This window comes from Paenibacillus sp. FSL M8-0142 (assembly GCF_038597315.1).
In the GTDB taxonomy this organism is placed as follows: domain Bacteria; phylum Bacillota; class Bacilli; order Paenibacillales; family Paenibacillaceae; genus Paenibacillus_AQ; species Paenibacillus_AQ lactis.
In genome coordinates this window covers 6,491,461-6,504,671 of sequence record NZ_CP152008.1, presented here as the reverse complement: position 1 = coordinate 6,504,671, position 13,211 = coordinate 6,491,461, and the positions used below count along the sequence as shown (strand labels likewise).

Genomic DNA, 13,211 nt, shown 5'->3' with positions numbered 1-13,211 from the left:
CCCAGGATGAGGGAAATATGCCGTCTTTACTGCATATCTCCCTCTAATTTGGGTAATGCTTATCTAGTAAAGTGTAAAGTAACTCATAGAATGATAGACTTTTTTTACAATCATATTGAAGGCTTGAACGTGAAAAGACACGAAAAAATTGAATAGGTGGTTATTAAATGGATTTACAAATATCCGATTTGGAAGGCATGAAGCTAACGGATCTATATAAGCTGGCCAAGAAATACCAGATTCCGTACTACGGGCAGTTGAAGAAGAAGGAACTGATTTTTGCCATTCTTCGGGCCCAGGCTGAACAGAGCGGTTTAATGTTCATGGAGGGCGTGCTTGAAATCTTGCCGGAGGGCTACGGATTTCTCAGACCGATCAATTACTTGCCGAGCACGGAAGACATTTATATTTCGGCATCCCAGATCCGCAAATTCGATCTGCGTACCGGTGATCTGGTTTCAGGCAAATGCCGGGCGCCTAAAGAGAATGAACGATACTTCGGTCTGCTTCAGGTGAATGCCGTCAACGGCGAGAATCCTGCGGTAGCGGCAGAACGACTGCACTTTCCAGCCTTGACTCCTCTATACCCGCAAGAAAAGCTTGTTCTCGAAACATCCCCTAATCAGTTGTCCACCCGAATCATGGATTTGCTCGCACCGGTAGGTCTAGGACAACGCGGTTTGATTGTGGCACCGCCCAAAGCAGGGAAAACGCTCCTCTTAAAAGAAATTGCCAACAGCATCTCAACCAATTATCCAGATATCGAACTGTTTGTTTTGCTTATCGACGAACGTCCGGAGGAAGTAACGGACATGCAGCGCTCAGTCAAGGGAGAGGTGGTTGCTTCCACGTTCGACGAGCTGCCGGAGAACCATATTAAAGTGGCTGAACTGGTGCTCGAGCGTGCATTGCGCTTGGTGGAACATAAGAAGGATGTCGTGATCCTGCTTGACAGCATCACCCGTCTTGCCCGTGCCTACAACCTGGTCATCCCGCCATCGGGCAGAACGCTTAGCGGTGGTATTGATCCTGCGGCGTTCCATCGTCCGAAGCGTTTCTTCGGTTCGGCACGGAACGTGGAGGAAGGCGGAAGCCTGACGATTCTGGCAACTGCGCTGGTCGATACCGGCTCGCGCATGGATGATATCATTTACGAGGAATTTAAGGGTACAGGAAACATGGAGCTTCATTTGGACCGCCGATTTGCGGAGCGCCGTATTTTCCCGGCAATCGACATTCGCCGCTCGGGCACACGGCGTGAAGAAGTGCTCTTGAACAAGGAGGAGCTGGATACGATCTGGGCCATTCGTAAGAACATGAACGATTCGGCCGATTTCGTGGAGGGCTTCTTGAAAAAAATGCGTGACAGCAAAAACAACGCGGAATTTTTGGCAGCATTTGATGTCAGTGCGAACAGCAGCGGATCGGGCAGCTCGGGCAATCCGGCCAGACGTCCGTCCCGTGCATCGCAGACGGCTGCCCCTCAAAGCTAATCCCGAGTACGAAAGCCGGAGAATAGGAGATCAACATGTATTTGGTTTACGCAGATGAACAAGGAAACGTCTATGATCATCCCGAGCTGTTCGGGTTAGCCCGCAGCGCAGATATGATCGTTGAAATATTGGAGGATGAATTAATTCCATTGCCGGAAGGGGCAACGCTGGTCGGACTGCCGAACACCCGCGCCATCGGAATGGATCCCGAGAGCGGTGAGATGCTGCCGCTGGAGGAGGGCTATACCGCGGTAGGTGCTCTGCTTCCGCAGGGCTTTACCCGCCTGTGCCTGCCTGGGTATGTAAAGACCGACAAGGAATACAAGCTCCCGCTCTTCGGATATTCCGCCGTCGTGTGGAAAGACGGAGCCTTCTATACAACGGCCCGGCTGTCCGATGATCCGGAGAAGTGGAATCCGGTTAATTGCGATCTGAATGAGCTTGAGCTTGGAGTAAAGCGGCTGACCGAGAAGTATCCTGATAACCGGTTGTACGAGCATCTCTCGAATTGTGCGCTCGGGTATGAATGCCTTACCGCCTCCAACACCTTCCTGAATCGCTGGGAGGGCGCTGTGCCGGTATCCTATTCCTGCAATGCGGGCTGTTTTGGCTGCATATCGGAACAACCGGATGACAGCGGCTTCGTTGCGCCTCAGACGCGGATGAACTTCCGACCACGGGTGGATGAGCTGGTGCAGGTTATGATGGAGCATCTCAAGACGCCGGATTCAATTATCAGCTTCGGCCAAGGCTGTGAAGGTGAGCCTTCCACGCAGGCCAAGATCATTATCGAGGCAATGAGAGAGGTTCGTTCCCGGACCGACATGGGTTATATCAATATCAATACAAATGCGGGTCTGACCGACTTTATCCGCGGCATTGTCGATGCAGGGCTTGATCTTATGCGGGTAAGTACGATCAGTGCGCTGGATGATCACTATAACGCATACTACAAGCCGCGGGCCTACACATTGGCTAATGTGGAAAAATCTTTGCGCTACGCATCCGATCAAGGCGTGTATACGTCGATCAACTACTTGATCTTCCCTGGCGTAACGGATCGCGAGGAAGAGCTTGAAGCGATGATCGAGTTTGCCCGCCGTACCGGACTTCGTCTCATTCAGCTTCGGAATCTGAACATTGATCCGGAGAGCTATCTTGAGCTGATTCCTCCGGCACGGGGAGAGATTCTTGGGATGAAGCAAGCCATTGAAATTATGCAGGCCGAGCTGCCTGATGTCGTGATCGGTTCCTACACGCATGTTCCTCCCGCCGGTCAGGCGCGGCCTAAGAAAAAGCCTTTAATGAGCTAATTAATGTAGCTGTCGGTAGAGATTTGTCCATCTTGTTCGTAGATGAAGGATGGTAAGCCATTCGTAAACGCTGCTTAAAAACGATGCTTGAGCAAGCATGTTTGCGAGGATCTCCTAAAATCAGGTCCTGGATCCAGTTTTGGGCTTGGCTGAGTATTTGTGTGCGGGCTATTGCGCAATGAAAAATGCCGTGATATACTGATTTTATGTGTCCATATAACTCTGGGTCCGCATGAGGCTCAGGGCGGAAAGAGGTGAAAGGTATAATGAAACAAGAGATTCAACCGAAATATCACGTTACTACAGTAACCTGCGCATGCGGTAACACGTTCGAAACAGGTTCTGTAAAGCCGGATCTTCGTGTCGAGATTTGCTCTAACTGTCACCCGTTCTTCACAGGTAAGCAGAAATTCCTGGATGCTGGCGGTCGTGTTGATAGATTCAAAAAGAAATACGGTATCTAATAACAAGCCCTTCGCCTTTACTGGCCGAAGGGTTTTTGTTTTATTATGGCAGGGCGGGGGTTAACAACTTCTTCCGTCGGTTGCATTTTTGGTGCCCATGCGCTATACTAAAGTTCGCCGTGCTAGATGGGGAGGTAGCGGTGCCCTGTAACTCGCAATCCGCTGTAGCGAGGTTGAATTCCTGTTAGAGGTATTGTCGATGTGAGGCTGGTCCCTGCGCACAATGTTGACGGTTGGGTCCTCCGCAATGAGCACTTGTGAACCTGGTCAGGTCCGGAAGGAAGCAGCCATAAGCAAGCCCGCTCTTGTGCCGGAGGAGTGCCTAGCCCGAGTTGCTGTTCAGGATTGCCGCTCGGATCGCAATTATCAATAACAGGTGCACGGTATTACATAGCATCTACTCTAACACCCTTGCCTAAGGCAAGGGTGTTTTTGGTTAGTGGATGAATAGACGATGAAGCTCTGTAAGGATATCCAGTGGAAGAAATGGTATTTTTCCAGGTACGGCGTGCAATTCTAGAACATGTTCTGTGCGTCGATCCATGTCGATTAATTTGGATAAAGATTTCCAATTAAACGTTTTGCTAAGGCAGGGGAAAGTAGTATAGAATGTAGTATAATAATATCCGTCAGCTGATGGCTGTTGATGCGTTGGTCTGATGAATCGAAGTAGCAAACAACGATGCGCGTATGTTTTCGATACGGGTTAGTCCGGATGATGGATCCGTCCGTTCGAAAAACAACGTGAAGTGGAAGTTGAAAGAGGGTAAAGCACAGTGGAACATATCGCGCTATATCGTGCATGGCGGCCGCAGTCGTTCAGCGACATGGTGGGCCAGCAGCATATCATCCAAACCCTGCAGAATGCTATTCGCGAGCAGCGGGTGTCCCATGCCTACCTGTTCAGCGGTCCGCGGGGCACAGGTAAGACCAGTGCCGCTAAAATTTTGGCCAAAGCCGTGAACTGTGAGCATGGTCCGGCTGAGGAACCCTGCAATACATGTGAAGCCTGCCGGCGAATAACCGCAGGAGCTGTCATGGATGTCCAAGAGATCGACGCGGCTTCCAACCGCGGCGTTGAAGAAATCCGGGATTTGCGGGAGAAGGTCAAATATGCACCAACTGAGGTGCGGCGCAAGGTTTATATTATCGACGAAGTACACATGCTGACAACAGAAGCGTTCAATGCGCTCTTGAAGACGCTCGAGGAGCCGCCGGCACATGTGATGTTTATACTGGCCACCACGGAGCCGCATCGGCTTCCTGCCACCATTATTTCGCGTTGTCAGCGGTTTGATTTCCGGAGAGTTTCGCTTGATGAGCAGACGGGTCGGCTGGAGCGGATCTGTACGGAAGAAGGGATTACGGCTGAGCCCGAGGCGCTCTCGTATATTGCCAGACTTTCCGACGGCGGGATGCGCGATGCGCTGAGCATCCTGGACCAGATCGCTTCCTTTACCGGCGGCACGGTATCCTATCAGCAGGTGCTGGACATGACGGGTGGCATCGCCTCCGAACAGTTCGGCCGATTGGCCGCAGCCCTGAAGCAGGGCGATGCGGGACTCGTGCTGCAGATCGTGGAGCAGTTCATGCAGGAAGGGAAGAGCGCTGACAAGTGCATGGAGAACCTTCTGTACTATTTCCGCGACCTGCTGATGATCAAGATGGTTCCGGATGCCGACAAGCTGACGGATCGTGTGCTGAATCCGGCGGAGTTTCAAGAGATGGCAGGCGCCTTTAGCCGTGAAGAGCTGTTTCAGATGATCGATACGCTGAACCGCTATCAGGGGGAGATGAAGTACGCTTCGCAGCCGCAGACGCTGTTTGAAGTCGCTCTGTTGAAGTTATCGGGCATCGCTCAATCGGCAGGAGCTTCGGCTCAGAGCTCCGCGCAAGCCGGCAGTGCTGCTGACGCGGGCGAGGTGGCCAAGCTGAAGCAGCAGGTTGCCGCGCTGGAGAAGAAGCTGGAGCGTGTCATGCAGAACGGAGTGCCTGCTGGTGCCGGACGTGAAGCTGCCAAGCCGGCAAGAACGCCAGCGCCGAAGGTAGCGTCCACCGCCAAAATACCGCAGCATATGGATCAGTATGTCGCTTCCCGAAGCAGTGAGGCCTTTACTGCCGTGCAGCGGCAGTGGCCGCAGATTTTGCAGAATGTTAAGGAAACGAAGGTTACGGTCCATGCTTGGCTGATGGATGGGGAGCCGGTCTCCGTATGGGAAGACAATGTGCTTGTCGGGTTTAAAAACAACATCCACCGCGAAACGACCGAGAAGCCGGCCAACAAGCAGGTGATCGAGAGTGTGCTGGAGTCTTGCCTCGGCAAGCCGTACAGGCTCGTTACGATGATGCTCCGGGACTGGAGTGAAGCGGTGGAGGGCGTAGGAAAGCCCCAGGCCGAAGAGCTGAAGCTGGAGCATGAAGAGGCCGGAGAGAACGGAGAAAAACCTTGGATTGATGAGGCGATCCAGCTTTTTGGTGAAGACCTCGTTGTCATAAAAGACTAGTACGCTTAATCGCGTGCACCCTATATGAAGGAGAGATGACTCATGAATAATATGAACCAAATGATGAAGCAGGTTAAGAAAATGCAGGAGCAAATGCTGAAGGCACAGGAAGAACTCGCCACGAAAAAGGTGGAAGGCACTTCCGGCGGCGGCGTTGTTACGGTAGAGGCTAACGGACATAAGCAAATTCTGTCCATTAACATCAAGCCGGAGGCCGTTGATCCTGATGATGTGGAAATGCTTCAGGACTTGGTATTGACCGCGGTGAACGATGCGCTTGCGAAAGCGGAAGAGCTGGCTAATGCAGACATGGGCAAATTCACAGGCGGCATGAAAATCCCGGGCTTGTTCTAATCTAACCTAGAAGGAGTAGTTACATTTGTACTATCCCGAACCGATCGCGAAGCTCATCGACGCCTTTACGCGACTGCCGGGTGTGGGGCCGAAGACGGCTGCCCGCCTGGCTTTTCACGTTTTGAATATGAAGGAAGACGATGTCATTGATTTTGCCAAAGCGCTGGTGAGCGTCAAGCGGAATTTGCATTACTGCTCGGTATGCTGCAACATTACGGATACGGATCCGTGCCGGGTATGCCAGGACAAGACGAGGGACGCATCCGTGATTTGCGTCGTGCAGGATGCGAAGGATCTAGTGGCTATGGAGCGCACGAAGGAGTTTGACGGTTACTATCATGTGCTGCATGGAGCGATATCGCCAATGGAGGGGATCGGGCCGGATGAAATCCGCTTGAAAGAACTTCTCACCCGGCTTAGCGATGAAAGGGTGAAGGAGCTGATTCTGGCAACGAACCCGAATATCGAGGGGGAAGCCACGGCGATGTATATATCGCGACTGGTTCGTCCTTTTGATATTAAAGTAACCCGGATCGCGCATGGGCTGCCTGTCGGCGGTGACTTGGAGTATGCGGATGAAGTGACGCTATCCAAGGCACTTGAGGGACGGCGCGAGTTGAATTGACCTCATACATTATTATTATGGCTGTCAGCCTGCAGGTTCATCCAAAATGTCATGGTGCCATTTAGCCTTAAATAGGCGGAAGCTGCAGAGCGTTAGTTACACATGCCAAATTAACGGGAGGGGTCCCTAAGGGGTCTCTCCCGTTGGATTGTTGCGATTTTAATACAGGCGGGTATCCGGTTTAAACCGGATGCTCGCTTTTTTTATGTAATTAGGCTGGTTACCGAAGATGGCTTGTTCAAGTGCTCGCAGGTTTATGTTCTAAGTTTGTCCTCCCCTTTATATGAATGTTACAGACGGTCTGATCAAGCTGTGACCAATAACGAAGGGGTGAGCCAGATGAGAGTATGGTGGAGACCAGCGAAGAAAGACGAACAGGAAGTATATATAACGGCTGAGGAGCAGGAGCGGATGTGGCATGTGTTTATGGACGTCCGCAAGTCCCAGATGGAATGGGAGCGGGCACATATGATGTTCCAGGAGGCGACAGGACAGGATCAGATTGATTACGCCATCTATATGCTGGAAGCGGCAGAACGGAAGTATCAGATGAATTTAAAACAGGCTAAGCAGTTGAATATTAACTCTGTATTTATGCAGAAGCTTGAACAGCAGCGGGGGAACGGGTAAAGGTAGGCGCAACCCGAGGATCGATTAAGAGGAAAGGAGTTGGACTTAGATGAAGCTGATTGTTCTAGCTGTGCTGTGCATATCATTACTGCTGCTCGTTTATATCATCTTTCGGAGGAAGCTCGGTTTTGGTTGGATGACGGTATTCGGTGCGCATCTGGCCTTGTCTGCACTAGGGATCTACGTCGTGAATTTCTCAGGGATCTTTACGGAAGTCTATATACCGCTGAATCCGATGACCATTGGTACGGTTATGATATTGGGGCTGCCGGGAGTTGCTCTGCTGATCGGATTAAAATTAACGATATTTGGGTAGTTGACGCGGCGCTCGAATCTATGATACATTAATGTTCGCCCGTTTGATTCGGGTTGCTAGCAGGGTGGATGGCAAGACAAAGATTGGTTATGAAATAATTCAAAAAAAGTCTTGACCAATAGCAAGCTAGTATGATATATTATAAAAGTCGCCGCTGAGATGCGGATGACGAAAAGAAACACTGATTGATCTTTGAAAACTGAACAACGAGTGAGTGAGGATTTTACTTGTAAAATCCATTGCGGCATCATTGGACAGGCTTCGGTTTGTCGGATGGTGAAGCATAAATGAGAATTGAACGAATTCTCGTCAGTTTTTCTAAATGAGCTTAATCGCTCTTTCAATCGATCATCCTCGGATGATCCTTATTGGAGAGTTTGATCCTGGCTCAGGACGAACGCTGGCGGCGTGCCTAATACATGCAAGTCGAGCGGACTAATGGTTTCCTTCGGGAAACCGTTGGTTAGCGGCGGACGGGTGAGTAACACGTAGGCAACCTGCCCTCAAGACTGGGATAACTACCGGAAACGGTAGCTAATACCGGATAATTAAATCTGCTGCATGGCAGAGTTATGAAAGGCGGAGCAATCTGTCACTTGAGGATGGGCCTGCGGCGCATTAGCTAGTTGGTGAGGTAACGGCTCACCAAGGCGACGATGCGTAGCCGACCTGAGAGGGTGAACGGCCACACTGGGACTGAGACACGGCCCAGACTCCTACGGGAGGCAGCAGTAGGGAATCTTCCGCAATGGGCGAAAGCCTGACGGAGCAACGCCGCGTGAGTGATGAAGGTTTTCGGATCGTAAAGCTCTGTTGCCAGGGAAGAACGTCTCATAGAGTAACTGCTATGAGAGTGACGGTACCTGAGAAGAAAGCCCCGGCTAACTACGTGCCAGCAGCCGCGGTAATACGTAGGGGGCAAGCGTTGTCCGGAATTATTGGGCGTAAAGCGCGCGCAGGCGGTTCTTTAAGTCTGGTGTTTAAACCCGAGGCTCAACTTCGGGACGCACTGGAAACTGGGGAACTTGAGTGCAGAAGAGGAGAGTGGAATTCCACGTGTAGCGGTGAAATGCGTAGATATGTGGAGGAACACCAGTGGCGAAGGCGACTCTCTGGGCTGTAACTGACGCTGAGGCGCGAAAGCGTGGGGAGCGAACAGGATTAGATACCCTGGTAGTCCACGCCGTAAACGATGAATGCTAGGTGTTAGGGGTTTCGATACCCTTGGTGCCGAAGTTAACACATTAAGCATTCCGCCTGGGGAGTACGGTCGCAAGACTGAAACTCAAAGGAATTGACGGGGACCCGCACAAGCAGTGGAGTATGTGGTTTAATTCGAAGCAACGCGAAGAACCTTACCAAGTCTTGACATCCCTCTGAATCCTCTAGAGATAGAGGCGGCCTTCGGGACAGAGGAGACAGGTGGTGCATGGTTGTCGTCAGCTCGTGTCGTGAGATGTTGGGTTAAGTCCCGCAACGAGCGCAACCCTTGATCTTAGTTGCCAGCACTTTGGGTGGGCACTCTAAGGTGACTGCCGGTGACAAACCGGAGGAAGGTGGGGATGACGTCAAATCATCATGCCCCTTATGACTTGGGCTACACACGTACTACAATGGCTGGTACAACGGGAAGCGAAGCCGCGAGGTGGAGCCAATCCTAAAAAGCCAGTCTCAGTTCGGATTGCAGGCTGCAACTCGCCTGCATGAAGTCGGAATTGCTAGTAATCGCGGATCAGCATGCCGCGGTGAATACGTTCCCGGGTCTTGTACACACCGCCCGTCACACCACGAGAGTTTACAACACCCGAAGTCGGTGGGGTAACCCGCAAGGGAGCCAGCCGCCGAAGGTGGGGTAGATGATTGGGGTGAAGTCGTAACAAGGTAGCCGTATCGGAAGGTGCGGCTGGATCACCTCCTTTCTATGGAGTACCTCGCTTCCGTAGCGAAGCGGTACAAATACGGTCAGCGCAAGCTGCCGGATAAATAGGCTTTACGAAGTAAAGTCAACCAACTCACTCGTTGGTCAGTTTTGAGAGGTCAATCCTTTCATACATACGTTTGGTGATGATGGCGGAAGGGTTCCACGCGTTCCCATACCGAACACGACCGTTAAGCCTTCCAGCGCCGATGGTACTTGGACCGAAGGGTCCCGGGAGAGTAGGACGTTGCCAAGCGTATGATATGGGCCCTTAGCTCAGCTGGTTAGAGCGCACCCCTGATAAGGGTGAGGTCGGTGGTTCGAGTCCACTAGGGCCCACCATAACAACTTTATATACTTCCTAATATGGGGCTATAGCTCAGCTGGGAGAGCGCCTGCCTTGCACGCAGGAGGTCAGGGGTTCGATCCCCCTTGGCTCCACCATATTTATTCTTAACGCTTCCATAAATTGCAGGTTGTACTGTGATGGAGGTTGTGGTAAGATAGTCTTCCGGTCGAAAGACTGGCATTGATCCTTGAAAACTAGATAACGAAACGAATTTGCGTTTTAGAAATATCCTTTTAGCTGAACTTGTGTCAAAACAAGTTTCAATAAAAGTAGCATAAGGTTAAGCTACTAAGAGCACACGGAGGATGCCTAGGCGCTAGGAGCCGATGAAGGACGTGGCGAACAACGATACTGCCTCGGGGAGCTGTAAGCAAGCTTCGATCCGGGGATGTCCGAATGGGGAAACCCAGCTGGTGTAATAGCCAGTTACCCGTATCTGAATACATAGGATGCGAGGAGGCATACCCAGGGAACTGAAACATCTAAGTACCTGGAGGAAGAGAAAACAAGAGTGATTCCGTCAGTAGCGGCGAGCGAACGCGGAACAGCCTAAACCAGAGAGCTTGCTCTCTGGGGTTGTGGGACGTCTCACATGGAGTTACAAAGGTTTAGATTAGACGAACAGGTCTGGAAAGGCCGGCCATAGAAGGTAAAAGCCCTGTAATCGAAAATGTGAACCCTCCGAGACGGATCCCGAGTAGTGCGGGGCACGTGAAACCCCGTATGAATCCAGCAGGACCATCTGCTAAGGCTAAATACTCCCTAGCGACCGATAGTGAAGCAGTACCGTGAGGGAAAGGTGAAAAGCACCCCGGAAGGGGAGTGAAATAGAACCTGAAACCGTGTGCTTACAAGAAGTCAGAGCCCGTTATAGGGGTGATGGCGTGCCTTTTGTAGAATGAACCGGCGAGTTACGTTCCCATGCAAGGTTAAGGCGAGAAGCCGTAGCCGCAGCGAAAGCGAGTCTGAATAGGGCGACTTAGTATGTGGACGTAGACCCGAAACCGTGTGATCTACCCCTGTCCAGGGTGAAGGTGCGGTAACACGCACTGGAGGCCCGAACCCACGTACGTTGAAAAGTGCGGGGATGAGGTGGGGGTAGCGGAGAAATTCCAATCGAACTCGGAGATAGCTGGTTCTCCCCGAAATAGCTTTAGGGCTAGCCTCGGAATTGAGAGTCGTGGAGGTAGAGCACTGATTGGGTGCGGGGCCCGCAAGGGTTACCAAGCTCAGTCAAACTCCGAATGCCATAGACTTATATCCGGGAGTCAGACAGTGAGTGCTAAGATCCATTGTCAAAAGGGAAACAGCCCAGACCATCAGCTAAGGTCCCCAAGTGTGTGTTAAGTGGGAAAGGATGTGGAGTTGCACAGACAACCAGGATGTTGGCTTAGAAGCAGCCACCATTTAAAGAGTGCGTAATAGCTCACTGGTCGAGTGACTCTGCGCCGAAAATGTAACGGGGCTAAACACACCACCGAAGCTATGGCTTGATGCTTGCATCAGGGGTAGGGGAGCGTTGTATGTAGGTTGAAGGTGTACCGTAAGGAGCGCTGGACAGCATACAAGTGAGAATGCCGGTATGAGTAACGAAAAGATCAGTGAGAATCTGATCCGCCGAAAGCCCAAGGTTTCCTGAGGAAGGCTCGTCCGCTCAGGGTAAGTCGGGACCTAAGGCGAGGCCGAAAGGCGTAGTCGAAGGACAACAGGTTGAAATTCCTGTACCACCGTAAACCGTTATGAACGATGGGGTGACGCAGGAGGGTAGTGACGCGGACTGATGGATGTCCGTCCAAGCAGTGAGGCTGATGTGTAGGCAAATCCGCACATCGTAAGGCTGGGCTGTGATGGGGAGTGAAAATTACAGTAGCGAAGGTCATGATCTCACACTGCCAAGAAAAGCCTCTAGTCAGGTGAAGGTGCCCGTACCGCAAACCGACACAGGTAGGCGAGAAGAGAATTCTAAGGCGCGCGGAAGAACTCTCGTTAAGGAACTCGGCAAAATGACCCCGTAACTTCGGGAGAAGGGGTGCCTCGGTAGGGTGAATAGCCCGAGGGGGCCGCAGTGAAAAGGCCCAAGCGACTGTTTAGCAAAAACACAGGTCTGTGCGAAGCCGCAAGGCGAAGTATACGGGCTGACGCCTGCCCGGTGCTGGAAGGTTAAGGGGAGCGGTTAGGAGGTAACTCCGAAGCTGTGAACCGAAGCCCCAGTAAACGGCGGCCGTAACTATAACGGTCCTAAGGTAGCGAAATTCCTTGTCAGGTAAATTCTGACCCGCACGAATGGCGTAACGACTTGGGCGCTGTCTCAACGAGAGATCCGGTGAAATTTTAATACCTGTGAAGATGCAGGTTACCCGCGACAAGACGGAAAGACCCCATGGAGCTTTACTGCAGCTTGATATTGGATTTGGGTACGATCTGTACAGGATAGGTGGGAGCCTTTGAAGCATGAGCGCCAGCTTGTGTGGAGGCGACGTTGGGATACCACCCTGATCGTATCTAGGTTCTAACCTGGTACCGTGATCCGGTACGGGGACAGTGTCAGGCGGGCAGTTTGACTGGGGCGGTCGCCTCCTAAAGAGTAACGGAGGCGCCCCAAGGTTCCCTCAGAATGGTTGGAAATCATTCGAAGAGTGCAAAGGCATAAGGGAGCTTGACTGCGAGACCTACAAGTCGAGCAGGGACGAAAGTCGGGCTTAGTGATCCGGTGGTACCGCATGGAAGGGCCATCGCTCAACGGATAAAAGCTACCCTGGGGATAACAGGCTTATCTCCCCCAAGAGTCCACATCGACGGGGAGGTTTGGCACCTCGATGTCGGCTCATCGCATCCTGGGGCTGAAGTAGGTCCCAAGGGTTGGGCTGTTCGCCCATTAAAGCGGTACGCGAGCTGGGTTCAGAACGTCGTGAGACAGTTCGGTCCCTATCTGTCGTGGGCGTAGGAAATTTGAGAGGAGCTGTCCTTAGTACGAGAGGACCGGGATGGACGTACCGCTGGTGCACCAGTTGTTCCGCCAGGAGCATGGCTGGGTAGCTACGTACGGACGGGATAAGCGCTGAAAGCATCTAAGCGTGAAGCCCCCCTCAAGATGAGATTTCCCAGTATGTAAGACCCCTTGAAGACGACGAGGTAGATAGGTTGGAGGTGGAAGTGCAGTAATGCATGGAGCTGACCAATACTAATCGGTCGAGGGCTTATCCTAAAAGCTTTACGAAGTAAAGCTCGCTACGGAAGCATGAACA

8 protein-coding genes, 2 tRNA genes, 3 rRNA genes and 1 other RNA gene are annotated in these 13,211 nt (G+C 51.9%); all 14 read left to right on the top strand.

The features are described from left to right. Nucleotides 1-167: 167 nt before the first annotated feature. On the top strand, nt 168-1,493 hold the full coding sequence (gene rho, locus NSQ46_RS29395; RefSeq protein WP_007133129.1) for a transcription termination factor Rho: 1,326 nt from the start codon (nt 168-170) through the stop codon (nt 1,491-1,493). 35 nt (nt 1,494-1,528) lie between these two features. Continuing rightward, complete coding sequence (locus NSQ46_RS29390) at nt 1,529-2,806, top strand: radical SAM protein (protein ID WP_007133128.1); 1,278 nt, start codon at nt 1,529-1,531, stop codon at nt 2,804-2,806. A gap of 266 nt (nt 2,807-3,072) precedes the next feature. Further along, a complete protein-coding gene (gene rpmE / locus NSQ46_RS29385) occupies nt 3,073-3,270 on the top strand; it encodes a 50S ribosomal protein L31 (protein WP_028406562.1) in 198 nt (65 codons plus the stop codon). Between the two features lie 117 nt (nt 3,271-3,387). Next, nucleotides 3,388-3,654, top strand: an RNA gene (gene ffs / locus NSQ46_RS29380) — signal recognition particle sRNA large type. A 392-nt stretch (nt 3,655-4,046) separates the two neighbouring features. Continuing rightward, nucleotides 4,047-5,774: a DNA polymerase III subunit gamma/tau gene (gene dnaX, locus NSQ46_RS29375; protein ID WP_007133127.1), complete on the top strand. Its 1,728-nt coding sequence runs from the start codon at nt 4,047-4,049 to the stop codon at nt 5,772-5,774. 42 nt (nt 5,775-5,816) lie between these two features. After that, nucleotides 5,817-6,128 (top strand): YbaB/EbfC family nucleoid-associated protein, encoded by a 312-nt coding sequence (locus tag NSQ46_RS29370; protein WP_007133126.1) that lies wholly within the window; start codon nt 5,817-5,819, stop codon nt 6,126-6,128. 25 nt (nt 6,129-6,153) lie between these two features. Continuing rightward, nucleotides 6,154-6,753 carry a recombination mediator RecR gene (recR, locus tag NSQ46_RS29365; RefSeq protein ID WP_007133125.1) on the top strand — a complete coding sequence of 200 codons (600 nt, stop codon included), beginning with the start codon at nt 6,154-6,156 and terminating at the stop codon, nt 6,751-6,753. A 339-nt stretch (nt 6,754-7,092) separates the two neighbouring features. After that, nucleotides 7,093-7,383 carry a DUF2508 family protein gene (locus NSQ46_RS29360; RefSeq protein ID WP_028407137.1) on the top strand — a complete coding sequence of 97 codons (291 nt, stop codon included), beginning with the start codon at nt 7,093-7,095 and terminating at the stop codon, nt 7,381-7,383. Nucleotides 7,384-7,432: 49 nt separating this feature from the next. After that, entirely contained in the window at nt 7,433-7,699 is a 267-nt protein-coding gene (locus tag NSQ46_RS29355; protein ID WP_007133123.1) for a pro-sigmaK processing inhibitor BofA family protein, read from the top strand. Nucleotides 7,700-8,064: 365 nt separating this feature from the next. Continuing rightward, nucleotides 8,065-9,618: ribosomal RNA gene (locus NSQ46_RS29350) — 16S ribosomal RNA — on the top strand. A 138-nt stretch (nt 9,619-9,756) separates the two neighbouring features. Further along, nucleotides 9,757-9,873 (top strand): 5S ribosomal RNA (rrf, locus tag NSQ46_RS29345). A 9-nt stretch (nt 9,874-9,882) separates the two neighbouring features. Continuing rightward, nucleotides 9,883-9,959 (top strand) — tRNA-Ile (locus NSQ46_RS29340). A 26-nt stretch (nt 9,960-9,985) separates the two neighbouring features. Beyond that, a tRNA-Ala gene (locus tag NSQ46_RS29335) sits at nt 9,986-10,061 on the top strand. Nucleotides 10,062-10,244: 183 nt separating this feature from the next. Next, nucleotides 10,245-13,171, top strand: a 23S ribosomal RNA gene (locus tag NSQ46_RS29330). Together the 16S, 23S and 5S rRNA genes with 2 tRNA genes alongside form the textbook arrangement of a ribosomal RNA operon. Nucleotides 13,172-13,211 lie beyond the last annotated feature (40 nt).

Coding starts and splice junctions, on each gene's coding strand:
- rho (WP_007133129.1), top strand. CDS start 168: ATGGATTTACAAATATCCGATTTGGAAGGCATGAAGCTAACGGATCTA.
- NSQ46_RS29390 (WP_007133128.1), top strand. CDS start 1,529: ATGTATTTGGTTTACGCAGATGAACAAGGAAACGTCTATGATCATCCC.
- rpmE (WP_028406562.1), top strand. CDS start 3,073: ATGAAACAAGAGATTCAACCGAAATATCACGTTACTACAGTAACCTGC.
- NSQ46_RS29370 (WP_007133126.1), top strand. CDS start 5,817: ATGAATAATATGAACCAAATGATGAAGCAGGTTAAGAAAATGCAGGAG.
- NSQ46_RS29360 (WP_028407137.1), top strand. CDS start 7,093: ATGAGAGTATGGTGGAGACCAGCGAAGAAAGACGAACAGGAAGTATAT.
- NSQ46_RS29355 (WP_007133123.1), top strand. CDS start 7,433: ATGAAGCTGATTGTTCTAGCTGTGCTGTGCATATCATTACTGCTGCTC.